Consider the following 25,203-nt stretch of genomic DNA (forward strand, 5'->3'; position numbering starts at 1 on the left):
CCCCCACCACCAGGCGGGGGCCGGGCACTTCGCGTCCTCAGTCGCTCACCCCAGCAGGTGCTCCGGCGTCGCGGTCGGGCAGACCTTGTGCACGAAGTTCCGCCGCAGCGCGGGGTACGGCTCCCCCGGTGCACTGAAGTTGTGCCACATCCGCTCCAACTCCTCGGCCCGGTAGTCGGCCAGAGGCTTGACGGCCTCGTCCTCGGCCCGACGGCGCTTCTTCTCCAGCAGCCGGACCGACAGTTCGGGCGACCGGGCCAGCTCCGCGGCCTCGCGGGCCGCCCAGGAGCTGAACTCGGCGGCGCTGCCGCCGCCCGTCCGGTCCACCAGGCCGAGCGCGAGAGCCTCGTCGGCACCGACCGGCAGCGCGGCCGTGGTCAGCCGGTGCGCCTGCTCGCCACCCACCCGGCGCGGCAGGGTGTACGTCCAGTACTCGGAGCCGTGCAGGCCCATCAGCCGGTAGTGCGGGTTCAGCACCGCCGCGTCCCGGCACCAGACCTCGTCCGCCGCGATCGCCAGCATCAGGCCGCCGGCCGCCGCGTTGCCCGCCAGCGCCGAGACGGTGAGCTTGTCGGTGGTGGTGAGGACGGCGGCGACCAGGTCGTCCATGGCGTTGATGTTGGCCCAGGACTCCGCCGCCGGGTCGTCCGCCGCCTCGATCACGTTGAGGTGGATGCCGTTGGAGAAGAAGTCCCGGGCCGGGCCGAGCACCAGCACCGAGGTCGGCCGGGCGGCGGCCTGTTGGTACGCCGCCAGCAGCCTCCGGCACTGCTCGGTACTCATCGCGCCGCTGGGGAAGGCGAATTCGAGGTGGCCGACGGCCCCCTCCTCCCGGTACCGGATCTCCGACCAGGTGCCCCGGCCGGCCGCCGCCACCGGCGACACCGGTATCTCCGGTACCTCTGCCAGCAGTTCGCCGAGCACCTGCGCGGCGGGCAGCTTGAACGTCACCGGTCCGCCGGGGGTGCGGCGGGCCCGCAGCTGCGGGATCCACACCGCGCCGTCCACCGTGGCCCGGCAGAGCGCGCCGTCCCGGGTCGCGACCACCGCGCCGGGCACGCCGCGCAGTTGGTCCTCGGGGTACCCGCCGTGCAGGAAGTACTCGGCGCCATACAGCTCGTCCAGCACGCCGGGCTGGGAGTCGGCCGAGCGCAGCTTGCGCAGCACCGTCGCGGTGTCGTCGACGGCCCAGTCGATCCGGCGGAACTCCTGGACGTGGTACGGGCGCAGCCGCCCCTGGACGTCCCACCGCTCGTAGTCCAGCGGCTCCGGCGCGAACCAGCCGCCCTCGAAGCGCTCGACGGCCAGCAGCACCGCCTGGACGGCCGCGGCGGCGACCTCGTTCCGGTACAGCTCGCTCTTGCCGCAGGGCTGGACGGCGAACGGGACGGAGGCCCAGATCGGCCCGGCGTCCATCTCCGCCACGGCCTGCAGGACGGTGACGCCCCACTCGCCCGCGCCCTCGTGGATCGCCCAGTCGAGCGAGGAGGGGCCCCGGTCGCCCTTCGGCCCGGGGTGCACGATCAGCACGGTGTGCCGGGACCAGATGTCCTCCGGTATCGCCCGGGTGAGCATCGGGGCCACGATCAGGTCAGGCCCGAACCGGGCCACTCCGGCCCGTACCGGCTCGTCCCCCAGGGCCAGTTCGACACCCACGGTGTGGCCGAGGGCCCGTAGCTCGGTGTGGACCCGCTGGGTGAGGCTGTTGAACGCGCTGGCGATCAGCAGAATGCGCAAGGTGCCCTCCGACTGTGTTTCAGCAGTGCTGTGGATCCCCCGAGAAGTCCGGGCCCGGATCACGGCGGATACCACCCCCGGTATGCGTCCGGCTGACTCGACGCCACGATCCGCATCCGGAGCGCCCGCCCCGACCTGGCCCGCCGACCGGTGGACCGGCCGGGCCGACCCATCCAACCATGGTCATGCACGCGTAAGAAACGTCGATCCGGGCCCTGCGGCCGACCCTCACCAGCCCCCCACAACCTGGCACCGCCACGTAAAGATCCGCACACCGAAACGGACGGGCCCACGGCTTGCGCCGCGGGCCCGTCCGCAGGTAGGGGGCCGTCAACGGCCGGTCCCGGCCGGTCAGATAAGACCCAGCGCGGGCATCAGGTAGTAGAACGCGAACACCGCCGCGACCGCGTACATCGCGATCGGCACCGTCCTGGCCCGGCCCACCGCGACCCGCAGCACGCAGAAGGTCACGAAGCCCGTGCCCAGGCCGTTGGTGATCGAGTACGTGAACGGCATCATCACCATGGTCAGGAAGGCCGGCACCGCGATCGTGTAGTCGCTCCAGTCGATCTCCCGGACGGAGTTCGCCAGGATCAGGAAACCGACGGTGACCAGCGCCGGGGTCGCGGCCTGGGCCGGGACCATGGTGGCCAGCGGGGTCAGGAAGAGCGCCCCGAGGAAGAGCGCGCCGGTGACGATGCTGGCGAGGCCGGTCCGCGCGCCCTCGCCGACGCCGGCCGTGGACTCCACGAAGCAGGTGTTGGCGGAGGACGAGGTGGCGCCGCCCACGGCGGTGGCGATGCCGTCGACCATCAGCACCCGGTTCATGCCGGGCAGGTCGCCGTTGGCGTCCAGCAGGTGGGCCTCGTCGGCGACGCCGAGGATGGTGCCCATCGCGTCGAAGAAGCAGGACATCAGCACGGTGAACACGAACAGCACACCGGTGAGCAGGCCGACGTGGTGGAAGCCGCCGAACAGGCTGACCTGGCCGACCAGCCCGAAGTCGGGCGCGGCGACCGGGTTGCCGGGCCAGACCGGGACGGTCAGACCCCAGGCGGACGCCGGGACGGTGAAGGCCTGGTCGATCACCACGGCCAGGCAGGTCATCACCACGATGCTGATCAGGATCGCGCCGGGGACCTTGCGGACCAGCAGCACCAGGGTGAGCAGCAGGCCGAGGATGAAGACCAGCACGGGCCAGCCGTGCAGGTGCCCGCCCACGCTCAGCTGGAGCGGGACGGTGGTGTGCGCGGCGTCCGGCACCCGGGTGACGAAGCCCGAGTCGACCAGGCCGACCAGGGCGATGAAGAGGCCGATGCCGATCGCGATGGCCTTGCGCAGCCCGAGCGGCACGGCGCTCATCACCCGCTCGCGCAGACCGGTGGCGACCAGGAGCATGATCGCGAAGCCCGCCAGCACCACCATGCCCATGGCGTCGGGCCAGGTCATCCTGGGGGCGAGCTGGAGCGCCACGATGGTGTTGACGCCGAGCCCGGCCGCCAGGCCGATCGGCACGTTGCCGACCACGCCCATCAGCAGGGTGGTGAGGCCGGCCGTCAGCGCGGTCGCGGTGACCAGCTGGGCGCTGCCCAGGTGCGTCCCGTGCATGTCCACGGCGCTGGCCAGGATGATCGGGTTCAGCACCAGGATGTACGCCATGGTGAAGAAGGTGGCCACCCCGCCACGGATCTCCCGGGTCGGCGTGGAGCCGCGCTCGGAGATCCTGAAGTAGCGGTCCAGCGGGCCGCCGGGGGGCTGCGGCGGGGCCTGGGACGGCTCGGGCGACTTCGCGGTCGGCTGGGCCTGCGGAGACATACGGGTCCTCGTCGGGTGGGGGCGGAGAGGAGGAAGGGACACCCGGGGCGACGTCGGCCGGGGCGCCCGGTGGGGACCGTCCGGCCGGGGCAGCCGAGGCGGCACACCTGGGCCGACCGGAGCCTCAAGTATGAGTTCCTCGGTCGTGCACGCGCCATCTTCGCGCGTAGAACGCACCCATTACGGTCACCACCGATCACCCGACCCTCCCCCGCCTCTCCTCCCCGGCCCGGCCGTCCCCGTACGCTAGGGCCCATGGCCAAGACCCCGCTGCGCCCCTCCCCCCCGCCGTTCGAGGCGAACGACGTCGCGATCGTCGGCGGTGGCACGGCACTGTGGTTCGTCGCCTTCCTCGTCCTGCTGCCCTTCGACGGCACCCTCTCCGCCCACGGCCACCACTACTGGCCCTGGATCTGCCTGGCCGGCGCCGGCCTCGGCCTGATCGGCGTCTGGTACTGCCGTGCCCGCCGAGCGGCCATCCGCCGCCAAACGCCCCAGTAGGCCCCACTTCTCAGCCCCCCCCGAGGTTGCACCATCCCCGGGGCGGAAGGTACGGCGCGGAACAGCCGTACAGCTCGCCCAAAGTTGCACCACCCCAGGGGCGCGAGGAACTGCGCGAACGCGGAAGGCACCGCACCGTCACTCCCGTATCGCGCAGTCCCACGCACCCCCTGGGGTTGCCCCTGAGCACCCGGTGAACCACCGAAGCGCGCGCCGCCCGCAGGGCCACCCCCACTCGGTTGGACCGATTCGCTCCGCAGTAGGACGCACCGGACATTTCGCCCACCTAGAGTCGGTGCCATGACGCATCCCGCGGAAGACACGGCCGACCCGAGCACCCCCGGCGCGCACTCCAGCGGGCTCGGCCCCGAGCACCGCCGCGGGCTGACCGCCGCCGAGGTCGCCGAGCGGGTGGCCCGCGGGCAGGTGAACGATGTCCCCGTCCGGTCCAGCCGGTCGCTGCGCGAGATCGTCCGGGCCAACGTGTTCACCCGGTTCAACGCGATCATCGGCGTCATGTTCGCGATCATCCTGGTGGTCGGGCCGATCCAGGACGGCCTGTTCGGCCTGGTCATCGTCGCGAACACGGCGATCGGCATCATCCAGGAGCTGCGCGCCAAGAAGACCCTGGACGGCCTCGCCCTGATCGGCGAGGCCAAACCGCAGGTCCGCCGGGACGGCACCGCCCAGCAGGTCCCGGTGAGCGGGATCGTGCTGGACGACACCGTGCTGCTGGGCATCGGCGACAAGGTCGTCGTCGACGGCCGGGTCACCGAGGCCGAGGGGCTGGAGATCGACGAGTCGCTGCTCACCGGCGAGCCCGATCCGGTGCTCAAACGGCTCGGCGACGAGGTGATGTCCGGCAGCTTCGTGGTGGCCGGCGCGGGCGCGTTCAGCGCCACCAAGGTCGGCCGCGAGGCGTACGCGGCGCAGCTCGCCGAGGAGGCCAGCCGGTTCACCCTGGTGAGGTCGGAGCTGCGCAGCGGTATCGACAGCATCCTGAAGTTCATCACCTACCTGCTGATCCCGACCGCGATCGGGCTGATCGTCAGCCAGCTGGCGGTGGAGGGCCACGACTGGCGCGAGGCGGTGCGCCGGATGGTGGCCGGGATCGTGCCGATGGTGCCGGAGGGGCTGGTGCTGCTGACCTCGGTGGCGTTCGCGATCGGCGTGGTGCGGCTGGGGCGCAGGCAGTGCCTGGTGCAGGAGCTGCCCGCGATCGAGGGCCTGGCCCGGGTGGACACCGTCTGCCTGGACAAGACCGGCACCCTGACCGAGGGCGGCATGGACGTGGTCGAGCTGCGGCCGCTCGCGCCCACGACCGACGGGCACCTGCGCCCCGGCGCCCCGCTCGCCCAGCACGTCCTCGCCGACCCCCCGGTGCTGGAGCGGGCGCTCGGCGCGATGGGCCGCGCGGACGCCCGCCCCAACCCGAGCATGCAGGCCGTGATCGACGCGTACGGCAGCGGCGGCGAGGGCGCGGGCGAGTGGCGGGTGCTGGAGGCGGTGCCGTTCTCCTCGGCCCGTAAGTGGAGCGGGGTGCAGTTGCTGGAGCCGCAGGGCACCGAGGCGAGCTGGCTGCTCGGCGCGCCCGATGTGCTGCTCCCGGCCGGGCACGCGGCGCTGGCGGAGGTGGACGAGCTGGGTGCACAGGGCCTGCGGGTGCTGCTGCTGGGCCGGACGGCCGTCCCGCTGGACGCCCCCGACCCGGCGGCCGAGCTGCAACCGCTCGCCCTGGTGGTGCTGCGGCAGCGGCTGCGCGAGGACGCCGCCGAGACGCTGCGCTACTTCGAGAGCCAGCGGGTCCAGGCGAAGGTGATCTCCGGCGACAGCGCCGTCTCGGTCGGCGCGGTCGCCGCCCACCTCGGCCTGCCCGGCGCGGAGCACCCGGTGGACGCCCGGACGCTGCCGACCGACCCGGAGGCGTTGGCCGACACCGCCGACCGCACCACCGTCTTCGGCCGGGTCACCCCGCAGCAGAAGCGCGACCTGGTGGGGGCGATGCAGTCGCGCGGGCGCACCGTGGCGATGACGGGCGACGGCGTCAACGACGTGCTCGCGCTCAAGGACGCGGACATCGGCGTGGCGATGGGCTCGGGCAGCGAGGCGACCCGGGCGGTGGCGCAGATCGTGCTGCTGGACGACAGTTTCGCGACGCTGCCCTCGGTGGTGGCCGAGGGCCGCCGGGTGATCGGCAACATCGAACGGGTGGCCACCCTGTTCCTGGTGAAGACGGTCTACTCGGTGCTGCTGGCGCTGCTGGTGGTCATCACCCAGGTGCCGTACCCCTTCCTGCCCCGGCACTCGACGGTGCTCAGCTCGCTGACCATCGGCATCCCGGCCTTCTTCCTGGCGCTCGCGCCGAACAACGAGCGGGCTCGGACGGGCTTCGTCAAACGGGTGCTGCGGCTGGCCGTGCCGGGCGGGGTGATCGCCGGGGCGGCGACCTTCACGGCGTACATGCTGGCGCGGGCCGACCACGCGACCGATCTGAAGGCCGACACCAGCGTGGCGACGCTGACGCTCTTCCTGGTGGCGATCTGGGTGCTGGCGATCGTGGCCCGGCCGTACACCTGGTGGCGGCTGGCGCTGATCGGGACGATGTGCGGGGCGTTCTCGCTGGTGCTGACCGTCCCGTGGCTGTCCACCTTCTTCCAGCTGAAGCTGACCGGCCTCCGCGACCCTTGGACGGGCGTGGCCATCGCGGTGGCGGCGGGCCTGCTGCTGGAGGTGGCCTGGCGGGTCATCACCCGCCGCCTCGGCGACCCGGACCGATAAGGCACTCGATCAGCCACGACCAGGGGCGCGTGGGGGCACCTCCCGGCCGAAGGCTGGGGGAGAACTGCGCGAGGCGGGAGGCTGCAGACCGTTGCCTTCCGATTTCGCGCAGTTCCCCGCGCCCCTGTGGTTGCCCGTACGTCAGGACTCGAAGTCGCGAGCCGCCAGCAACTCGTAGGCCCGGTCCGGCTCGGCGAGGGCCGCCAGGATCTCGAACCGCCGGTGCCACTGGCCCACCGACCAGGCGAGCCCGGCGGCCAGACCCTCGGGGGTGGCCGCGTGCAGCAGGCCGGGCGCCGGCGGGATCTCGAACTCGTCGTCCTCGTCGGCCGCTTCGGCGTCCTCGGGGTCGTACGGGAGCTCCGGGGTGGCGGCGGCGGTGTCCCAGCGCCAGTCGACGGCGGCCTCCCCGCCGTCCGGACCGACCACCAGCAGTTCCTCGTGCTCCTCGTACGCGGCGGGGCAGCCGGGCAGCAACTCCCTTACCACGGCCGGGGTCCGGTGCAGCGTGCCCTCCGAGAGCACCCGGCCGCCGGCCACCTCGCTGGCCAGCGAGACGTGCAGCCGCTCGGCCAGCGCGACGGCCGACTCCGGTGCGACGGGCAGCAGGTGGTGCGAGTGCAGCAGCGCGACCAGGTCGGGGGCGTCGGCGACGACCGCCTCGGTGGCGTCCACGATCACCGTGCGGTCGGGGCGGCGGCCGGTCTCCTCGTCCAGCGGCGGGACGGCCCGCACGACGTCCAGCGACTCGATCCGCTCGGCCGCGACTGCGGCCAACATGCTGTGGATTCCGTGCAGTTGACGGTGCGTCACCTCGGAGGCCGGATCGGTGAGCCGGTCCAGCACCTCGTCCGGGCCGTGCGGCTCGGCGAGCAGCGCGGCGAGCGTGGTGCGGACGCCCAGCGCGTGCAGGAAGGTCTCGTCCAGCGTGGTCCGGGCCTCGTCGTAGAGGCCGCGCAGCAGCGGGTCGGCGCCCGCCGCGCGCAGGCCGGCCGGTTCGCGGCCGTCCAGCACGGGGTGGTCGCGCAGCCACCAGGCGGTGTACGGCGGCAGGTCGACGTACGAGCCGTTCGGCAGCAGCGTACGCACCGGGCTGACCACCGCGTCCCGGTACGGCGGGCGGGAGAGCAGCGCGAGCGCCTCGGGCCAGGCGTCCTCGTCCACCAGGTCGAGGTCGCGGACGGCCAGCAGCTCGGCGGCGACCGGCGGGACGCCGAACTCGCCGCCGTCGGCGTGCAGCGTCTCCAGGGTGTCCTCGCACCAGTCGGCCAGCCCGTCCGGGGCCTCGTCGAGCAGGCCGGTGGGCCGGCCGCCCGCCGCGCGGTCGGCGGGGGCGGTCGGGTCGAGCCGCTCCAGGTCGTCCGGGTCGAGCACCACGTCCTCGGCGCGGACCAGCACGAAGGTGCTCAGCACCCCGGCGGCGGCGAGGACTTCGGGGCCCCAGCGCTCCAGCAGGTCCTCGTCCACGTACCCGGCGTCGTCCTCGCGGGCCAGCCCGGCGAGCGGGCTGTCGGGGAGGATCAGCTCGCCCGCGCGGGCGAGCTCGCCCTCGTCGTCGGGGAGCGCGAGGCGGGCCAGCCACGGGTGGTCGCCCGGCTTGGCCCCGGCGGCCCGGACCAGGGACAGCACGGCGTCCGCGAGGTCGACGGCCGCGTCGAAGTCGTCCTCGCCGACCTCCACCGAACGGGCCACCGCCGCCCGTACCTCGGGGGTGTCCAGCACCCCGGCCGGGGTGGCGGTGCCGGCCCCCAGCTTGGCCAGCAGCGGGTGCGCCGCCTCGGGGTGGGCGAGCCGCAGGTCGAGCAGCGCGAGCGCCTCGGCCAGTGCCTCGGGGTAGCCCTCGAAGCCGGCCCAGTCACCGTCGGCGGAGGGCAGCAGGACGCGGCGCGGCCCGGTCACCGTACGGCCGTCGGCCAGCGGGACGGGCAGCGCGCCGAGCGCCTCCGGATCGGCGCCGGCCAGCGCCGCGTACAGGTTCCGCCACCAGGACGGATCACGCTCCAGGCCGCCGAGCTGGTCCACCACCTCGGCGAGCGGGATGCGGCGGACGTCGAGCACCCGCAGCTCGCCGCGCCGCTCCAGCCCGGCCGGCAGCAGGCCGGGGAAGATCGGGGCCAGCGCCTCCACCACCGAGCGGTCGGCGCCCTCCAGCAGGGTGGCGTCGCGCGGGCGCAGCGCCGGGGTGCCCTCCTCGACGGGGGCGGGGTGCGGCAGGAACGGCGTGCCCGGCAGCCGGTCCAGGATCGCCGCGCGCAGCGCGTTGTCCAGCGCGCCCTGGCCGAGCCGGCCGGGGACGAGTCCGAGCGAACCGAGGTCACCGCCCCGGGCGCGCAGCAGGTCGGCGTAGGCGTCGGCGGCGCGCTCGGTCAGGAAGTCGGTCAGCGGTCCGGGCGCGACGTGCCGCCGGGTCGGGTCGAGCGGGTACCCGGCGATCAACAGGGCCGGTACGCCGAGCGGTTCGTCGCTCGGGGTCGGGGCGTGCAGCACCGGCGTGGTGCGCGGCGGCTGCGGGGCGCCGCCCTCGCCGACCGGGACGGCCCAGGTCACCGTCCAGTACGGGCGGGCGCGCTCCTCGGTGGGGCGGTCCGCGAGCAGCTCGGGTGCGGTGGTGCCGGACAACGTGACGGTCTGCCAGACCGTCCGGGCCGTGCCGTCGGCGAGGGTGACGGTGGTGATGCCGTTCGGCTGCTGGTCGTCGGCCGAACGGGTGAGCACCCGGACGCCGTCGGGCGTCTCCACCACGACCTCCGCCAGGCCGGGGAGGGTCAGCAGCAGCGCGTCGTCGATGTCGGCGAGCAGCCGGCGGGTCAGGTCCTCGGCGGCCGCGTCCCGCAGCGGGAGCACGACCACGGTGTCGTAGCCGTCGGGCGCGGAGCCCTCGGCGGGGAACGGCAGACGCAGCAGCGGCACGTGCCCCTCGCGCCGCCGGAGCTCCTCGACCAGCGCGGGCCGGGCCTGCGCGAGCGCGTACGCCTCGGTCAGGGACCAGCGGACGCCGCCGTGCGAACTCAGCACGGCGGGCTCGTCGGTGACGGCCAGCACGGCGGCGAAGCCGACGCCGAAGCGGCCGACGGTCGGGGCCTGGTCCGAGCGCTTGGAGGAGGCCCGCAGCGTGGACAGCGACTCGACGGCGGCGGCGTCCAGCGGCGCGCCGGTGTTGGCGGCGGCCAGCACGCCGTCCCGCAGCGTCAGCCGCAGCCGGCCGGGTCCGGCCCCCGTCCGGGCGGCGGCGTCGGCGGCGTTCTGCGCCAGCTCCACGATCAGCCGGTCGCGGTAGCCGCCGAGGGCGAGCTCCTCCTCGGCGTTCGCGTCCTCCCGGAACCGCGCCGGAGCGGCCGCCCAGGCATCCAGCACCCGGTGGCGCAGCCCGGCCGTGTCGAAGAGGTCCGCGGCCTGCTCGTCCGCGCCGCTGCCGATGATCCGAGGCTCCACTGGACTGCCACCTTCCGCCGTCTGCCACCCTGCGTACGGGGGCATTCTCCCCCGGCCCACTCCCGGCAACGGACCAGGGGCACGGAGCCACCCGAGTGCACGGGCCAACAGGACACGCGCCCCTCAGGGCTGGCCGTACGCGTTCGGGCAACCGAAAGGGGCGCGGGGAACTGCGCGAACAACCGTGCACGGACGTCGTGCCTCGGTCGCGCAGTTCCCCGCGCCCCTGGGAAGTGCCTGGTTGCGGCGCTGCCTCGATCGCGCCCCCGGTGGGGCTTCTCAGCTGTGGCCGAGCTCCTCGGCCGGCGCGTCGGGCTCGACGGAGCCGCTGGAGCGGTCGGGGTGCAGCTGCATCGGCTCGATCACCAGCTCGTCCAGGATCAGCTCGGACGGCACCGGCGGAGCCGGCAGCACCGCGGCCTCGGAGTGCCCGCCGCAGCCGTACGCGAACGAGACGACCTGGCCGTCCGCCGGACCGAACTCGTTGCCGCAGACGCCGAAGGCCTGGCCGAGCGAGCCGCCGATCGGGACCAGGAAGCCGCAGCTGTTGCAGTGCGCCGGGGCGGACTGCGCCATCGGGGTCTGCGGGCCGAACGCGGACTCCCAGCGGTCGGCCGCCAGGTGCAGGCCGAGCCGGGAGAGGACCCGGGGGCGGCCGAGGCCCAGCTCCTCCGCGATCGCGCCGATCTGGGCGCGGGCGGGGGCGGGCTGGATGTGCGGGTCGGTGACGACGAGCTCCTCGTCGGCCAGGGCGGCCACCGAGTTCGGGGCGGGCTCGTCCTCGCCCGTCCAGCCGGGCTCCAGGCGCAGGTCGTCCGCGTCCGTCGGCAGCAGGTCGCCGGGGCCCATGTCGCCGGGCCGCAGCCGCTCGCTCCACGGCACCCACTGCGGGGCCAGCACGGCGTCCGGGCCGGGCAGCAGCACGGTCTCGTCCAGGGTGACGTTCTTGGCGCGGGCGGCCCGAGCCACCGTCACGGCCCAGTGCCAGCCGCGGTAGGCGGCGTCCAGGCACTCGAAGGTGTGGGTGACGACCCGTTCGCCGTCGGCCTGGGCGCCGAGGTGGGCTCCCACGGTCTCCGCGCCGACCGCCTCGACGGCTGCCTGACGGGCGAGTTCGACGGCCTCGGCACAGAGCCGGTCAGGGGTACGGCTTCGCATCGCAGCACTCACGGCGTCGATTCTCTCCCAGTTCTGTTGCCTGCGGTTCTCCCCCAGCCTTCGGCTGGGAGGTGCCCCCACGCGGTTCTGTCGCCCGCTCCGTCGCGGCCGGCCTCGGGAGAAGAACTCCGGAAGGCCTCCGGCAGACATTGCCACGAGCTTCGGTCCCGCTGGGTACCGTCTCTCCATCTATTCTGCGCGACTCGGCACCGGTCCGTGGACCGGCCGCGCCGCCCGCAGGGCTGTGCACGCGCGTAGTGCAGGCTACCCGCCGGTCGGGCGCCGACGACAGTCCGGTACCCGACCGGGAGGCGGCCAAATGCCGAACGCCCCGACTGGGCCCCGCAGAAGCCCGTAGAAATTGCCCCTCGCACCGCACCGGACCGGGCTGTCGGGGCCGGACTGCCGATTGTCGGCGGGTCTCCTCCCCTTTCCCTCGTCTGCCGGGCTTTTCTCAGGCAGGATGGCCATGTGGCGGATGAGACCCCGTCGCAGCACGCACTGCACGACCCGCAGGCCAACGGCCCCTCCGGGGCCCCCTCCGAGCCGGGCGCCGTGCCGCGACAGCAGCCCCCGGTCCCCCCTGCGGACGGTGCCGAGCCGCAGCCGGAGGACGGTTCCACCTCGCCCGGCCCCGACGAGGGCCACCGCCACGGCTCCAGGAACGTCCTGGTCCGCAGCGCCTCGGCAGCGGGGCTGCGGACCGGCAAGGTGGTGAACGGCACCGGCCGCCGGATCCGCCGGGCGACGGCCGCCGAGGGCGCGGGCGAGTCGGGCCTGGCGAAGCTGATCGAGCTGCACGCGCTCAACTCCTTCGGCGACATGCTGATCACCGTCGCGCTGGCCTCCACCATCTTCTTCTCGGTGCCGACCGGCGAGGCCCGCGGCCGGGTCGCCCTCTACCTCCTGATCACCATGGCGCCGTTCGCGCTGCTCGCCCCGGTGATCGGCCCGCTGCTGGACCGGCTGCCGCACGGCCGCCGGGCCGCGATGGCGATGTCCATGCTGGTCCGCGCCGTCCTGGCCTGGACGATGGCGGGCACGGTGTCCACCGGCGGCCTGGCCCTCTACCCGGAGGCGCTCGGGGTACTGGTCGCCTCGAAGGCGTACGGGGTGGTCCGCAGCGTCGTGGTGCCCCGGCTGCTGCCGCCGCAGCTCTCGCTGGTGAAGGCGAACTCCCGGGTGACGCTGGCCGGGCTGCTGGCCACCGGCCTGGCGGCGCCGCTGGGCGCCGGGCTGCACCTGATCGGGCCCGGCTGGCCGCTGCGCGGGGCGTTCCTGGTCTTCGTGATCGGCACGCTGATGGCTTTTCACCTGCCGCACAAGGTGGACTCCGCCAAGGGCGAGCAGCGCGCCGTGCTGCACGCCGAGGACCACCCGGCCGGGCACCACCTGGGCCTGGGCCACCACCCCGCACCCGCCGGACCGCCGCCGCCGAAGGCGACGCTGCGCACGGTCGGGCCGTCGGTGATCCTGGCCCTGCGGGCGATGGCGGCGCTGCGCTGGCTGGTCGGCTTCCTGGTGATGTTCCTGGCGTTCCTGCTCCGGGACGACCCGGTCGGCGGCCTGGCGCCGACGGCGACGCTGGGCATCGTCGCCGTCGCGGCGGGTACGGGCAACGCGCTGGGCTCGGTGCTCGGCTCCTGGCTGCGGACCAGGGGCTCGGAGGCGACGGTGACGGCGATGCTGCTGCTGGCGACGGGCGCGGCGGTGGCGGCCACGCTCTGGTACGGGCTGGTGACGGTGGCTCTGGTCGCGGGCGCGGCCGGGGTCGCGGCGAGCCTGAGCAAGCTGGCGCTGGACGCGCTGATCCAGCGCGACGTACCGGAGGCCGTCCGGACCTCCGCCTTCGCCCGCTCCGAGACGCTGCTGCAGCTCTGCTGGGTGGCCGGCGGCGCGGTCGGCATCCTGCTGCCGCTGAACGGCGCGCTGGGCCTGACGGTCGCCGCCGCGGTGGTGGGCCTGGCCCTGCTGGTGACGGTCCGCTCGCTGTTCAAGGTCGGGCTGCGCGGACCGGCCGCCCGCCCCCGGGTGGCCTGACCGCCCCCGGCCGGACCTGCGCCGGACCCGCGGTGGCACGACTCGCCCCTACCCCCGCGTAGCGTGATCGGCAAAGCCCGGTAGCCTCTTGCCCATGAGCCTCAGCACCCGTGTCATCGCCGCCCTCGGCGCTGTCGTCGTGATCGGAGCCGGCACGGTCGGCGGTTCCATCGCCTACGCCAGCGGCAAGGACGCCCCCAAGGACGAACGACTCGCGACCGTGGTGGTCGGCCGTTCCTCGGTCAGCTCCGAGCCCCTCTGCTACAACGGCGGCAAGGCGCTGTCGAAGGACGACGTCAACAAGTGCCAGCAGAACGGCAAGGCAGCCGCCGACGCCGGCAAGCTGACCAGCATCGACGCGACCGTCGGCGACAAGATCGGCGTCGGCGTCGACCCGGACACCGCCAAGAAGGGCTGGTTCTCCTTCACCGACGCGGGCCAGCAGGGCCAGACCCCGCTGTCGTCCACCCGGAAGAACTCCACCTTCTCGGGTCTGCTCCCGGCCGCGGGCCTGCTCAGCACCACCGGCGACAAGACCACCGTCACCGTGGTCGAGGCCGACGAGACGAACGGCGACATCATCGCCGCGTGGTTCTTCACCGTCAAGAACACGGAGTTCGTCGCCCAGGCCGCCCCGGCCCAGTAGTGACCGCCGCACCGTCGACCGAGCAGCCCGGCCTCCCGCAGGCCGGGCTGCTCGTCGTCGTCGCCGTCCCGGCCGAGGCGGAGGCCGTGCTGCGCGGCCTGCCCGCCGGGGCCCGCCCCCTCCCGGTGCCGGGCGCCGACCTGCGGCGCACCGGACACCCCGGTGGGGTACCGCTGGACGTGCTGGTCGGCGGGGTCGGCCCCGCCGCGGTGGCCGCCGCCACCGCCAACGTGCTCGCCCGGCACCGGTACGCCCTGGTGGTCTCGGCGGGCATCGCGGGCGGCTTCGCCCCGCACGCGCCGATCGGTTCGCTGGTGGTGGCCGAGGAGATCGTCGCCGCTGATCTGGGCGCCCAGACCCCGGACGGCTTCGAGGACGTGGCCCGGCTCGGCTTCGGGACCGTCCGCCACACCCCGGCCCCCGGCGCCGTGGCCCTGGCCGCCCGGGCCCTGGACTGCGCCACCGGGACGGTCCTGACCGTCTCGACCGTCACCGGCTCGGCCGAACGCGCCGCCGAGCTGGCCGCCCGCCACCCGCGCGCGGTGGCCGAGGCGATGGAGGGCTTCGGGGTCGCCGAGGCGGCGGCCCTGAACGGCCTGCCGGTCTTCGAGATCCGCGCGGTCTCCAACGCCGTCGGCCCGCGCGACCGCGCCGCCTGGCGGATCGGCGAGGCGCTCGGCGCGCTGGAGCGGGCCTTCCGCACCCTGCCGTACCCGGAACTGCTCCAGGAGGTCACCCGTGGCTGAGCCCCTGCGGATCGCGTACTCCCCCTGCCCGAACGACACCTTCGTCTTCCACGCCTGGACACACGGCCTGGTGCCGGGCGCCGAGGCGCCCGAGGTGGAGTTCGCGGACATCGACATCACCAACGGCCTGGCCGAGCGTGGCGAGGGCGACCTGCTGAAGATCAGCTACGGCCAGCTGCCGTGGGTCCTGGACGAGTACGCCCTGCTGCCGTGCGGCGGCGCCCTGGGGCGCGGCTGCGGACCGCTGGTGCTCGCCCGCGAGCCCGGCACCGACCTGACGGGCGGCACCGTCGCGGTGCCGAGCGAGCGCTCGACGGCGTACCTGCTGTTCCGGCTCTGGGCGGCGAAGGCCGTGCCCGGCGGTTTCGGCAAGATCGTGGTCCTGCCGTTCCACGAGATCATGCCGGCCGTCCGGGACGGCCGGGTCGACGCCGGCCTGGTGATCCACGAGGCCCGCTTCACCTACCGGCAGTACGGCCTGCACCAGCTCGCCGACATGGGCGAGGCCTGGGAGCAGGACACCGGCCTGCCGATCCCGCTCGGCGCGATCGTGGCCCGCCGCTCACTGGGCGCGGAGCGCCTGCAGCAGATCGCCGAGACGATCCGCAGCTCGGTCCGGATGGCTTGGGACGACCCGGCGGCCTCCCGCCCGTACGTCCTGGCCCACGCGCAGGAGATGGACCCCGCCGTCGCGGACCAGCACATCGACCTCTACGTCAACGAGTACACCGCCGACCTCGGCGAGGCCGGCTACGCCGCGGTGCGCGCCCTGCTCACCCGCGCCGCCGAGGAGGGCCTGGTACCCCCGGTCGCCCCGGCCGCGCTCACCTTCTGACATCCGCACCTGCGCAACCACAACAGGGGCGCGGGGAACTGCGCGAACAACCGTGCACGGACGTCGTGCCTCGGTCGCGCCGTTCCCCCGCGCCCCTGGGTAGTGCATGGTTGCCGCGCGAACGCCCGCGCAGCTCAGACGTCGAACTGGTCCGCGACCGCCCGCAGCAGTACCGCGAGCTGGCTCCCCGCGGCCTTGGCGGGGTAACGACCCCGCTGCAAGCCGGGCAGCACCGCGTCCAGTGTGGTGATCAGGTCCTGCACGATCGGCGCCATGTCGTCGGCGCTCTTGCGCTGCGCCGCCGCGACGGAGGGCAGGGCCTCCAGCAGGGTCACGGACATCGCCTGCTCACCCCGGTGGCCTGCGGCGACGCCGAACTCGACGCGCTGTCCGGGGCGGAGGGCAGTGATGCCGTCCGGCAGCGCCTTGGTGTGGACGAAGACCTCACCGCCGTCGTCGCGCGACAGGAAGCCGTAACCCTTCGTCTCGTTGAACCACTTGACCTGGCCGGTGGGCATCTCGAAAAGTCCTCAGTGTGGGTGCGGGGGACCCCGGCGGGGGCCGAGGGTCACCAAGTGGATGTCGAGCCGGCCGCGCGCGGTGGGGCAGGCCGGTCCCGGTCAGCAGACTAACGTTCCGTCAACGGCTCATTCGAGGGTCGCCGGCCCCGTGGGTCCGTCGGGGACGGAACGGGCTCTCCCGGCGGACGCGGGCCTGGCGTCGCCAGAGTGCGCGATCGCGTCGTCCACTGGCTCACACCCCCCGGCCGGGAAAAGCGGGGTATCCGGACCAACCCCGCGTGAAGGCTGCATACCCCTGCCACCAGCAGCCCGAAACTCCCAGTTCCCGGGGAACTCCGGGCAGTGACCGGGGATCCACGCCGGGGTTACGCCGGGGCCTTGAGGTGCTGGCCGAGCCAGCCGAGCGAGGCGGGCAGCATCCGGGACCAGGTGTCGAAGTTGTGGCCGCCGCTCGGCAGGTCGATCCAGGACAGCTTGGTCGCGCTGCCCTTGGCCGCCGCGATGAACTTCTGGGTCTGCCGGTAGTAGTCGCCGTCGCCCTTCTTGCTGCCGCCGAGCAGCAGCGAGACCTGCGGCTTCGGCAGGTTGTTCAGCCGCCAGTCCAGGTTGGCCAGGTTGCGGCGGTGGTCGTCACCGGGGAACAGGTTGTCGCCGAAGTCGTCGGCCTCGTAGTAACCGGAGAGCGAGACCGCCGCCGAGTAGACGTCGGGGTGCTTCATGGCCAGCTTCAGCCCGCAGTAGCCGCCGGTGGAGTTGCCGATCACGCCCAGGCTGCCCACACCCTCGGCGACCCGGTACGCGCTGCGCAGGGCCTGCGGCACGTCCTTGGCGAAGTACGTCTCGGTCTGCGCGCCACCGGGGAGGTCCTCGCACTCGGCGTCGCGCGGCAGCACCGGCGAGGGCTGCATCATCAGCAGCACGGTCGGCGGGGTCTTGCCGTCCCTGATCAGCTGGAGTTCGGTGGCCGGGTAGTTCAGCTTGGTGATCAGGTTCTTCGCGATGCCGGGGAAGCCGGTGATGGCGATCGCGGCCGGGAACTTCTTGTCCTGGTACTCCGGCTGGAAGTACTGCGGCGGCAGGTAGACGTACCCGTTGCTGGCCAGGCCGGTGGTCGCGCCCGGGATCCGGATCTGGTCCAGCTTGCCGACCTGCGCGGGCTCGCGGCCGACGGTGCCGCTGCCGCGTACGTTCTCGCTGGAGATCTGCTGGATCCCGGTGTGCCGCCCGTCCACCATCCGGCTCTGGATGGTCACCGGGCTGTTGTCCGTGGTGCCCAGCAGGTCGGCCCAGGTGCCGTAGAACGAGAAGTAGTTGTTGGCCGCCAGCCCCAGCGTGCACATCACCGCGACCTGGGTGACCACGATGGTGCCGACCCGGCCGAGCACGGCGAGCCAGGAGCGCTCCGCCAGCCTGGGCCAGAGCCAGACCGTACCGACGACCAGCAGGAGCGAGACCAACGCGGACAACGCCAGCACCTTGTGACTGGTCAGACCCATGCCTCAGTACGCCCCTGCTCCACCGACGGTTTCACGAACACCCACCAGAGTGCCCGATCGGCACACCCGAACGCTTGACCGTACAGACCGACCTCACCCCCGCCGATCGGCGGGGGCGCGCGACTCTGAGACACTGGAGCACCAACCTCCGAGGAGCCCAAGTGAGCACCAGGAACGCCGACAGCGGCGACGCCTTCGTCCGGGCCGGGGCGATCGTCTTCGGCTTCGGAGCGGTCGCCACCCTGGTGACGTTCGTCCCGCTCTTCTTCGACCTGCCCCGGTTGCCGACCATCGCGTACTGGCTCTGCATGCTGATGCCGCTCGGATTCCTCTGCTCCCTCACCGGCATGCTGCTCTCCGCCCGCGCCCAGCGCCGCCGGGTGAAGGAAGCCGCCCAGCCGGCCTGACCCCCGGGCCCCCGCCGGGCTCTCAGGCCAGGTGGCCCGCCAGCCAGGCCGGGAACTCGGTGAGGTCGGCGAGGACCACGTCCGCACCGGCCTCGCGCAGTTCCGCCGCGCCGTACGGGCCGGTGGTCACACCGATCGCCACCGCGTCCGCGGCCCGTGCGCCCCGGATGTCGCCGAGGTGGTCGCCGACGTAGACCGTCGCCTTGTGCTCGCGCAGCGCGAGGCCCTTGCCCTCGGCCCAGGCGTCGCCGACCAGGATGTCCGTCTCCAGGCCCATCAGGTCCAGTTGGAGCCGGGCGTTGGGCCCGTACTTGCCGGTGATCACCGCGACCCGGCCGCCGTGCGCGCGGACGGCGTCCAGCGACTCGCGGGCGCCGGGCAGCACCACCGCGCCGGGCAGAGCGTGCTCACGGTAGAGCGCGCGGTACGCGTCCACGATCTCGGGCACCCGCTCGGCCGGGAACCACTCGGCCACCTCCTGGGCGAGCGGCGGCCCGAGCCGGGTGATCACCAGATCGCTGTCGATCCGGGTGCCGGTCGCGGCTGCGAGCTCGTCCCAGGCCGCCTTGATGCCGGGCCTGGTGTCGAGCAGGGTCATGTCGAGATCGAAGCCCACGGTGAGAGACATGGGCCCCAGCGTAGGCGGGCCGGACAGCCCCGCACATGGACAAGTCGGACATAATCGACTCATGCCTCGTCAGCTGTCGCGCCGGACCGCCCTCTCCGGGCTGGGCGCGGCACTGCTGACCGGCTGCACCAGCTCGGCCCTGGGACCGCGCGTGACCCTGGCCACCGGCACCGAGACGCCGAGCCCGCCGCCGGTGCCCAGCGTCACGGTGAACACCGCGAACGGCCCGGTCCTGGTGCCGGGCGCCCCCATGCGGGTGGTGACCCTGGACACCGCCGAACTGGACTCCGCGATGACCCTGGGCATCACCCCGGTGGGAGCCGCCCGGGCGGCGGCCGACCAGGGCCTCCCGGACTACTGGCCGGCCTCCCGGCTGGCCGAGATCGCCTACGCCGGGACGATCGGCAGCCCGGACGCCGCGCTGATCGGCGCGCTCGACCCGCAGCTGATCCTGAGCAACCGGACCCGCGACGCCGCCCACTACGAGACCCTCCGCCGGATCGCCCCCACCGTGCTCAGCGAGACCACCGGCTACCCCTGGAAGGCCGACTTCCTGCTGCACGCCCAGGCCCTCGGCCGCCAGGACGAGGCGGCGGCCGTGATCACCGCATACGGGCGGCACGTCGCCCAGACGGTGGCGTCGATCGGCGCGGCCGGCGCGGCGGGGAAGCGGATCAGCATCGTACGGTTCGTCGAGGGCTCACCGGCCGTGCGGCTGTACGGGCGGCAGAACTTCATCGGGACGCTGCTGGCGGATCTCCAGCTCGGCCGCCCGGACGCACAGAACATCGACGCGTTCGACGTCGAGGTGCCGCCCGACCGGATCGGCGGGGCCGACGGCGACTTCCTCTTCTACTCGACGTACGGAGACCCGGCGAAGGCCGCCACCACCGCCACCCTCACCGGCGCCGCCTGGAAGGCCCTGACCGCCGTCCAGGGCCATCGGGCCTTCCCCGTGGACGACCAACTCTGGTTCGAGGGCATCGGCTACACCGGCGCCAACCTCATCCTGGCGGAACTCCAACACTTCCTGGGCGGCTGAGCCGAACAGCCGTGCGACCCGCCACCCCAAGGGGGCGCGGGGCAGCTCAACGGCTGCGCCGCCGGAGCGTCACCGCGAGGAGGAAGAGCGCCGACAGCAGGCCCGCCACGCGGAGCACCCCGGGGGCCGCCGCCCACGCGTCGTGGCCGATCTGGTGGCCGGGGGTGACGGGGGCGCCCCAGCGGCCCTTGGCCCGGCCCCAGAACCAGACCGTCGAGCCGGCCATGGTGACCAGCGGGATGCCGAGCGCAGCGAACTTGCGGGTCAGGTCGCCGAGCCGGGGTGCGACGTAGGCGAGGGCCCAGCCGGCCAGCAGGGCGAGGACCTGTCCGGTCGCGGCGCCGCCCAGCAGCACCACGGCGGCGGCCAGGACGATCACCGACGGCCGGCGGCCCGCCAGCAGGGACGTCCCGCCCTCCGCTGCGGGTTCGGCCGCCGCCGGTTCGACGGCACGCTGCTCGGGGACGGGAGCGGTGGCGGGCTCGGGCCGGGGGTCGGCGGTGGAGAAGTCGAACTGCACGCTGTCCCAGCCGGGGAAGTCCTGGGCTCCGAGCGCCCGGGTGGGCGGCCAGAAGGTCTCCGTCACCGGAGCGGCCGGCTCCTTGGTCAGCTGCACGGCCGGTTCCACCGGGACCTCCGGCGCGTACACGCTCGCACCGCCGTCCTCCGCAGCAGCCGTCGCAGCCGCAGCCGCGCCGTCGTCCGACCGTCCGAAGACCCGCCAGGGGCCGTCGACCCGCCACCATTCGCCACCGGCTCCGCCGTCCGCCATCGCCCGCCACCCCGCATCACAGTCACCGGCCCGCCGCCCGCTGACGCTACCCACTCCCCCACCACCGGCGCGACCCCTACGCGCCCCCGCGCCCCACCCACGCGCTGAACGCCCGCCGTCACCCCGTCACCCCGCCGCCCCCGGCAAGCTCTCCCCCCGATTGCCGGAGGGTCTAACCTGGGTCGGATGAGCACTCAGCAGAGCGAGCCGCGCCCAGCCCGGGCCGCCGCCGCCCCCCGTACGCTCGCCGAGGAGCTCCGGGCCCGTAGCGACGAGGCGCTGGCCGAGCTGCTCCGCGCCCGTCCCGATCTGCTCAACCCGGTGCCGAGCGATCTGACCCAGCTGGCGAGCCGGGCCTCGGGCCGCGCCTCGGCGCTGCGCGCGCTGGAACGCCTGGACCGTTTCACGCTCCAGGTCGCCGAGGCGCTGGCCGCCGCGCCCGACGGCAGCCCGGACACCGTGATCCGCAACCTGCTGGCCGGCCCCGCCCGGGTCAAGCCGCATCCGCAGGCCGACCCGGCCGACCGCACCGCCGTCGCGGCGGCTCTGCCCGGCGCGCTGGCCACGCTGCGCGCCCGCGCGCTGCTCTGGGGCCCGGACTCCGCGCTGCGCCTGGTGATGGCCGTACGGGAGGCGCTCACCCCGAGCGCGACCAACCCCGGCCGGACGGGCCTCGGCCCGACCCTCGCCGAGGCGACCACGGGGATGTCGCCCGCCCGGCTCCAGCAGCTGCTGGCCGGCGCCGGGCTGGCCCCGACCCCGGACCCGGTGTCCGCCGTCGCCGCGCTCGCCGCGCTGCTGGCCGACCGCAAGCGCTGCGCCGCGCTGCTCGCCGAGGCTCCCGAGCAGGCCGTCGGACTGCTGGAGCGGCTGGTCTGGGGCCCGCCCACCGGCACCGTCCCGGACGCGGCCCGCCAGGTGACCGCCGAGGAGGCCCGCAGCCCGGTGGAGTGGCTGCTGGCGCGCGGCCTGCTGCTGCCCACCAGCCCCGGTTCGGTGGTCCTCCCGCGCGAGCTCGCCCTCCACCTGCGCGGCGGCCGCAGCCACCGTACGGTCGAGCCGACCAGGCCCGTCCCCGCCCCGGCCGCCGAGCGCGATCCACAGGTTGTGGACAGCGCCGCCGCCGGGCAGGCGTACACCGCCGTCCGGACGATCGAGGAGCTGCTCGACTCCTGGGGCCTCCAGCCACCGCCGACCCTGCGCGCCGGCGGTCTCGGCGTCCGGGATCTCAAGCGCACCGCGCTGACCCTGGAGTGCTCGGAGCCGGTGGCCGCGTTCTGGCTCGAACTCGCGTACACCTCGGGCCTGCTCGCCCCCGACGGCGAGACCGACGAGCGCTGGGCGCCCACCCCGGCGTACGACAGCTGGCTCCAGCAGCCGGTCGCGGACCGCTGGGTGCTGCTGGCAAGGGACTGGATCGCCGCCACCCGGGTGGCCGGACTGGCCGGGACGCCGGACGGCAAGGGCAAGACCCGGGCCGTACTCGGGCCCGAGCTGGACCGCACCCTCGCACCGTCCGTGCGCCGCGCCGTCCTCGAACTGCTGGCCACCGTGGCGCCCGGCGGCACGGCCACCGCCGGCACCCTGCTCCCCGCGCTGCGCTGGCAGCGCCCGCTGCGCGGCGGGCCGGTCGGGCCGGACGGCCGGGACTTCCGCGACCACCTCACCGAGTGGGCGCTGAGCGAGGCCGAACTGCTCGGCCTCACCGGGCGCGGCGCACTCGCGGCGCCCGCCCGCGCGCTGATCTCGGGCGGCGACCCGGCGGCCGTCCTGACCCCGCTGCTGCCGCAGCCGCTGGACCACGTGATCCTCCAGCCCGACCTCACCGCGATCGCCCCCGGACCGCTGCTGACCCCGGTGGCCCAGGCGCTGGCGCTCTGCGCGGACGTCGAGTCCAAGGGCGGCGCGACGGTCTACCGGTTCACCACCGAGTCGGTGCGCCGCGCACTCGACGCCGGACGCACCGCCGCCGACCTGCACGCCTTCCTGGAGAAGCACTCCCGGACGCCCGTCCCGCAGCCGCTCGCCTACCTGGTGGACGACGTCGCCCGGCGGCACGGCGTGCTGCGGGTCGGCGCGGCCTCCTCGTACCTGCGGTGCGACGACCCGTCACTGCTCGCCGAGGTGCTGGCCGACCGGCGGGCCGTCGAACTGCGGCTGCGGCTGCTCGCCCCGACCGTCCTGGCCGCCCAGGCGCCGCCCGACACGCTGCTCTCGGTGCTGCGGATCATGGGGTACGCCCCGGCCGCCGAGTCGGCCGACGGCGATGTGCTGATCACCCGCCCGGACAGCCGCCGGACACCGCCCCGGAGCGCGCCGACCCCCATCCCGGACGGGCCGCCGCACCCGGACGGCGTCCTGCTCGGCGCGGCCGTCAAGGCCGTCCGCGCGGGCGACCGGGCGGCCACCGCCGTCCGCCGGGAGACCGTCGTCGGACCGGCGGCGAACCAGCAGCAGAACGGCCCGGCCCGCAGCGACCTGCGCCAACTGCCGCGCACCGCCGCCGCCGACACCCTCGCCGCGCTCCAGACCGCCGTCATGCTGGGCGAGCGGATGTGGATCGGCTACGTCAACGCCGAGGGGCTCTCCTCGCAGCGGGTGGTCGACCCGGTCAAGGTCGAGGGCGGCTTCGTCACGGCGTACGACCACCACTCCGACGAGATCCGCACCTTCGCCCTGCACCGGATCACCGGCGTGGCCGAGGTCGACGAGGCCGGATAGCCGACGCACCGGCACAGCCGGCCCCGGTAGCTTGCGGAGCCGCTCAGCGCTGGTGCGCCGCCATGTCGGGGTGCGCCTTCATGTACGCCTGGCCCTCGGGGGAGTTCTTGGCCTGCTCGACCATCGCGTCCGGGTCGGGCATCTTCATGCCGCTGGTCAGCTCGGCGAGGGTGAAGGCGACATCGCCGAAGAGCCCGCCGGGGTGCGCCATGGCACCGACGGTTCCGACGGGCGAGGCGGATTCGGGCTGAGCCGCGGCAGACTCGGCCTGAGCCGGCGCGGCGATGACGCCGAGGGCCGCGCCGGAGAGAGCGACGGTGGCGAGGATGCGATTCGTCTTCTTCATGCCCTCCACAACGAGCGCGGAGCGCCCAGGTCACCGGCACTGCCCCTGGAGCAGCCGGGTGCGCGAGTTCACGGCCGGACCTCGTACACCAGGTTGAACGGCGTCTCGGCCGCCCGCCGGAACCGGCCGAAGCCGGCCTCCTCGGCGACCTGCCGGGTCTGCCCCTCACCGGCCTGCGCGCCCAGTGCCCGGCCGACCGCCTGGGACTGCGAGGCGGGGGTGCAGATGAGGGACGAGGCCGCGTAGAGCGCCCGGCCGAGCGGGTTGAGGTTGTCGCGGACGCTGTCGCCCGCGTACGGCTCGACCAGCATCACCGTCCCGTCCGGCGCCAGCTGCTCCCGGGTGTGTGCGAGCGCGCCGACCGGATCACCCATGTCGTGCAGGCAGTCGAAATAGGCGACCAGGTCGTAGGGGCCGCCGGTGAAGTCCGCCGCACCCGCGACCTCGAACGACACCTGACCGCTCAGCCCGTCCTCGCCGGCCAGCCGCCGGGCGGCCTCGACCGACGGCACGTGGTAGTCGAAGCCCGTGAAGTGCGACTGCGGGAAGGCCCCGGCCATGTACAGCGTCGAGTAGCCGAGACCGCACCCCACGTCGGCCGCCCGTGCCCCCGCCCGGAACTTGTCGACCACGCCCTCCAGCGCGGGCAGCCACTCGGCCACCAGGTGGGCCGCGTAGCCCGGTCTGAAGAACCGCGCGGTACCGGCGAAGAGTTCCGGGTGGTGTTCGTGCCACCCCATGCCGCCGCCGTCCCGGAAGGCCCGTTCGAGCTTGTCCCGGGCCTCGGGCCGGGCCGCCGCCATGAAGGCCTGGAATCCGCCCAGCACGAAGGCCGGGCTCTCCTCGTCGGTGAACGCCGCCGCCTGCTCCGGCGACAACCGGAAGAGGCCGTCCCCGTCGTAGGTCACGTAGCCGCTCGCCGCCATCGCCGCCAGCCACTCACGGACGTTGCGCTCGACCGTCCCGGTCCGCTCGGCCAGCCCGGCGGAGTCCACCGGCCCGCCGTCGGCCAGGGCCCGGAAGAGGCCGAGCCGCTCTCCGATCGACAGCAGCGGCGCCAACGCCACCGCGCCCAGATCGGTGACCACCCTGCCCAACAGCTCGTTGAGCCTGCCCTCGTCGAGGGCGCTCATGTCATCGGTCGCCATCAGCCACCTCCCAATCCGCTCCCCCGTCCACCGGCCCGGGTCTCACCACCTCTCGTCGCGCAGCACCTCCAGGTTCGTGTAGGTGGGCTCACCGGTGCAGAGCTCCTGCATCCGGCCGGAGATCTGCTGGGTCTCGGGGAGCTCGCTGTTGCGCATGGCCTGCTCGTACGACGGGAACTCGACGATGTTGACGTAGTGCGCCGGCTTGTCGCGGTCGTGCATCAGCATGCCGTGGGAGGCCGTCCGCTTCCCCTCGGTGGCCGTGAGCCACTCGTCCATCAGCTGATCCATCTCAGCCGCGCGGGTGGTCTCGTACTCGATGATTTGAACGAAGGTCATCGCCGCCACTTCCTTCCACGTTCCTTCAAACCAGCATCCTGCCCCGGACCAGGAGCTTCAACTTGCGAGCCGAGGTCGCCGGTCGTGCGCCGGGT

Annotated in this window: 20 protein-coding genes; 9 read left to right on the forward strand and 11 right to left on the reverse strand. The window is 74.1% G+C overall.

The features are described from left to right. Positions 1 to 45: 45 nt before the first annotated feature. Together ABD330_RS11385 and ABD330_RS11390 are read right to left on the reverse strand one after the other, a co-directional pair. Entirely contained in the window at positions 46 to 1,737 is a 1,692-nt protein-coding gene (locus tag ABD330_RS11385) for a hydrogenase maturation protein (RefSeq protein ID WP_344463623.1), read from the reverse strand. 351 nt (positions 1,738 to 2,088) lie between these two features. Beyond that, positions 2,089 to 3,552, reverse strand: coding sequence for an NCS2 family permease (locus ABD330_RS11390; protein ID WP_344463625.1), 1,464 nt, complete (start codon positions 3,550 to 3,552; stop codon positions 2,089 to 2,091). A gap of 255 nt (positions 3,553 to 3,807) precedes the next feature. On the opposite strand from ABD330_RS11390, the gene ABD330_RS11395 reads away from it, so the two are divergent. Both ABD330_RS11395 and ABD330_RS11400 read left to right on the forward strand, forming a co-directional pair. Then, positions 3,808 to 4,053, forward strand: a complete 246-nt coding sequence (locus ABD330_RS11395) for a DUF2530 domain-containing protein (protein WP_344463627.1) — start codon at positions 3,808 to 3,810, stop codon at positions 4,051 to 4,053. A gap of 300 nt (positions 4,054 to 4,353) precedes the next feature. Continuing rightward, positions 4,354 to 6,831 (forward strand): HAD-IC family P-type ATPase, encoded by a 2,478-nt coding sequence (locus ABD330_RS11400; RefSeq protein ID WP_344463629.1) that lies wholly within the window; start codon positions 4,354 to 4,356, stop codon positions 6,829 to 6,831. A 141-nt stretch (positions 6,832 to 6,972) separates the two neighbouring features. On the opposite strand, the gene ABD330_RS11405 is transcribed toward ABD330_RS11400, so the two are convergent. Then, positions 6,973 to 10,263: a sacsin N-terminal ATP-binding-like domain-containing protein gene (locus ABD330_RS11405; protein WP_344463631.1), complete on the reverse strand. Its 3,291-nt coding sequence runs from the start codon at positions 10,261 to 10,263 to the stop codon at positions 6,973 to 6,975. Between the two features lie 279 nt (positions 10,264 to 10,542). Next, on the reverse strand, positions 10,543 to 11,421 hold the full coding sequence (locus ABD330_RS11410) for a DUF3027 domain-containing protein (protein WP_344463839.1): 879 nt from the start codon (positions 11,419 to 11,421) through the stop codon (positions 10,543 to 10,545). 555 nt (positions 11,422 to 11,976) lie between these two features. On the opposite strand from ABD330_RS11410, the gene ABD330_RS11415 reads away from it, so the two are divergent. The 4 genes from ABD330_RS11415 to ABD330_RS11430 all read left to right on the forward strand — a co-directional run bounded on the left by ABD330_RS11415 (position 11,977) and on the right by ABD330_RS11430 (position 15,688). Beyond that, positions 11,977 to 13,461 (forward strand): MFS transporter, encoded by a 1,485-nt coding sequence (locus tag ABD330_RS11415; protein ID WP_425555507.1) that lies wholly within the window; start codon positions 11,977 to 11,979, stop codon positions 13,459 to 13,461. 94 nt (positions 13,462 to 13,555) lie between these two features. Beyond that, positions 13,556 to 14,107, forward strand: coding sequence for a hypothetical protein (locus ABD330_RS11420; protein ID WP_344463633.1), 552 nt, complete (start codon positions 13,556 to 13,558; stop codon positions 14,105 to 14,107). Further along, on the forward strand, positions 14,107 to 14,853 hold the full coding sequence (locus ABD330_RS11425) for a futalosine hydrolase (RefSeq protein ID WP_344463635.1): 747 nt from the start codon (positions 14,107 to 14,109) through the stop codon (positions 14,851 to 14,853). Before ABD330_RS11420 ends, ABD330_RS11425 begins: the two co-directional genes overlap by 1 nt. Further along, on the forward strand, positions 14,846 to 15,688 hold the full coding sequence (locus tag ABD330_RS11430; RefSeq protein WP_344463637.1) for a 1,4-dihydroxy-6-naphtoate synthase: 843 nt from the start codon (positions 14,846 to 14,848) through the stop codon (positions 15,686 to 15,688). The genes ABD330_RS11425 and ABD330_RS11430 overlap by 8 nt, the downstream gene beginning before the upstream one ends. Before the next feature lie 134 nt (positions 15,689 to 15,822). Here ABD330_RS11430 and ABD330_RS11435 read toward each other — a convergent pair whose 3' ends face one another. Together ABD330_RS11435 and ABD330_RS11440 are read right to left on the reverse strand one after the other, a co-directional pair. Beyond that, complete coding sequence (locus tag ABD330_RS11435; protein WP_344463639.1) at positions 15,823 to 16,206, reverse strand: cold-shock protein; 384 nt, start codon at positions 16,204 to 16,206, stop codon at positions 15,823 to 15,825. Positions 16,207 to 16,574: 368 nt separating this feature from the next. Further along, a complete protein-coding gene (locus ABD330_RS11440) occupies positions 16,575 to 17,705 on the reverse strand; it encodes an alpha/beta hydrolase (RefSeq protein WP_344463641.1) in 1,131 nt (376 codons plus the stop codon). A gap of 161 nt (positions 17,706 to 17,866) precedes the next feature. Between ABD330_RS11440 and ABD330_RS11445 the strand changes: the two genes are divergently transcribed. Next, positions 17,867 to 18,112, forward strand: coding sequence for a hypothetical protein (locus ABD330_RS11445; protein ID WP_344463643.1), 246 nt, complete (start codon positions 17,867 to 17,869; stop codon positions 18,110 to 18,112). A gap of 22 nt (positions 18,113 to 18,134) precedes the next feature. Here the strand turns inward: ABD330_RS11445 and ABD330_RS11450 are convergent, their stop codons facing one another. Beyond that, the gene (locus tag ABD330_RS11450; RefSeq protein WP_344463645.1) at positions 18,135 to 18,740 is read right to left on the reverse strand and encodes an HAD family hydrolase; all 606 of its coding nucleotides are present in this window, start codon (positions 18,738 to 18,740) and stop codon (positions 18,135 to 18,137) included. Between the two features lie 61 nt (positions 18,741 to 18,801). On the opposite strand from ABD330_RS11450, the gene ABD330_RS11455 reads away from it, so the two are divergent. After that, on the forward strand, positions 18,802 to 19,782 hold the full coding sequence (locus tag ABD330_RS11455; RefSeq protein ID WP_344463647.1) for an ABC transporter substrate-binding protein: 981 nt from the start codon (positions 18,802 to 18,804) through the stop codon (positions 19,780 to 19,782). Between the two features lie 46 nt (positions 19,783 to 19,828). Here the strand turns inward: ABD330_RS11455 and ABD330_RS11460 are convergent, their stop codons facing one another. Further along, positions 19,829 to 20,554 carry a hypothetical protein gene (locus ABD330_RS11460; RefSeq protein ID WP_344463649.1) on the reverse strand — a complete coding sequence of 242 codons (726 nt, stop codon included), beginning with the start codon at positions 20,552 to 20,554 and terminating at the stop codon, positions 19,829 to 19,831. 186 nt (positions 20,555 to 20,740) lie between these two features. On the opposite strand from ABD330_RS11460, the gene ABD330_RS11465 reads away from it, so the two are divergent. Continuing rightward, entirely contained in the window at positions 20,741 to 23,275 is a 2,535-nt protein-coding gene (locus tag ABD330_RS11465; protein ID WP_344463651.1) for a helicase-associated domain-containing protein, read from the forward strand. A 43-nt stretch (positions 23,276 to 23,318) separates the two neighbouring features. Here ABD330_RS11465 and ABD330_RS11470 read toward each other — a convergent pair whose 3' ends face one another. The 3 genes from ABD330_RS11470 to ABD330_RS11480 form a co-directional block, all read right to left on the reverse strand. Next, the gene (locus tag ABD330_RS11470) at positions 23,319 to 23,621 is read right to left on the reverse strand and encodes a hypothetical protein (protein ID WP_344463653.1); all 303 of its coding nucleotides are present in this window, start codon (positions 23,619 to 23,621) and stop codon (positions 23,319 to 23,321) included. Between the two features lie 68 nt (positions 23,622 to 23,689). Next, positions 23,690 to 24,769 carry a methyltransferase gene (locus ABD330_RS11475; protein WP_344463655.1) on the reverse strand — a complete coding sequence of 360 codons (1,080 nt, stop codon included), beginning with the start codon at positions 24,767 to 24,769 and terminating at the stop codon, positions 23,690 to 23,692. Positions 24,770 to 24,811: 42 nt separating this feature from the next. Beyond that, entirely contained in the window at positions 24,812 to 25,108 is a 297-nt protein-coding gene (locus tag ABD330_RS11480) for a hypothetical protein (RefSeq protein ID WP_344463657.1), read from the reverse strand. Positions 25,109 to 25,203: the final 95 nt, after the last annotated feature.

The sequence above is a fragment of the Kitasatospora kazusensis genome (assembly GCF_039529945.1).
GTDB lineage: Bacteria > Actinomycetota > Actinomycetes > Streptomycetales > Streptomycetaceae > Kitasatospora > Kitasatospora kazusensis.

Excerpts from the sequence above, each read along its gene's own strand:
- ABD330_RS11390 (WP_344463625.1), bottom strand. The coding sequence starts at position 3,552 with ATGTCTCCGCAGGCCCAGCCGACCGCGAAGTCGCCCGAGCCGTCCCAG.
- ABD330_RS11395 (WP_344463627.1), top strand. The coding sequence starts at position 3,808 with ATGGCCAAGACCCCGCTGCGCCCCTCCCCCCCGCCGTTCGAGGCGAAC.
- ABD330_RS11400 (WP_344463629.1), top strand. The coding sequence starts at position 4,354 with ATGACGCATCCCGCGGAAGACACGGCCGACCCGAGCACCCCCGGCGCG.
- ABD330_RS11410 (WP_344463839.1), bottom strand. The coding sequence starts at position 11,421 with ATGCGAAGCCGTACCCCTGACCGGCTCTGTGCCGAGGCCGTCGAACTC.
- ABD330_RS11420 (WP_344463633.1), top strand. The coding sequence starts at position 13,556 with ATGAGCCTCAGCACCCGTGTCATCGCCGCCCTCGGCGCTGTCGTCGTG.
- ABD330_RS11435 (WP_344463639.1), bottom strand. The coding sequence starts at position 16,206 with ATGCCCACCGGCCAGGTCAAGTGGTTCAACGAGACGAAGGGTTACGGC.
- ABD330_RS11440 (WP_344463641.1), bottom strand. The coding sequence starts at position 17,705 with ATGGGTCTGACCAGTCACAAGGTGCTGGCGTTGTCCGCGTTGGTCTCG.
- ABD330_RS11450 (WP_344463645.1), bottom strand. The coding sequence starts at position 18,740 with ATGTCTCTCACCGTGGGCTTCGATCTCGACATGACCCTGCTCGACACC.
- ABD330_RS11455 (WP_344463647.1), top strand. The coding sequence starts at position 18,802 with ATGCCTCGTCAGCTGTCGCGCCGGACCGCCCTCTCCGGGCTGGGCGCG.
- ABD330_RS11460 (WP_344463649.1), bottom strand. The coding sequence starts at position 20,554 with ATGGCGGACGGCGGAGCCGGTGGCGAATGGTGGCGGGTCGACGGCCCC.
- ABD330_RS11465 (WP_344463651.1), top strand. The coding sequence starts at position 20,741 with ATGAGCACTCAGCAGAGCGAGCCGCGCCCAGCCCGGGCCGCCGCCGCC.
- ABD330_RS11470 (WP_344463653.1), bottom strand. The coding sequence starts at position 23,621 with ATGAAGAAGACGAATCGCATCCTCGCCACCGTCGCTCTCTCCGGCGCG.
- ABD330_RS11475 (WP_344463655.1), bottom strand. The coding sequence starts at position 24,769 with ATGGCGACCGATGACATGAGCGCCCTCGACGAGGGCAGGCTCAACGAG.
- ABD330_RS11480 (WP_344463657.1), bottom strand. The coding sequence starts at position 25,108 with ATGACCTTCGTTCAAATCATCGAGTACGAGACCACCCGCGCGGCTGAG.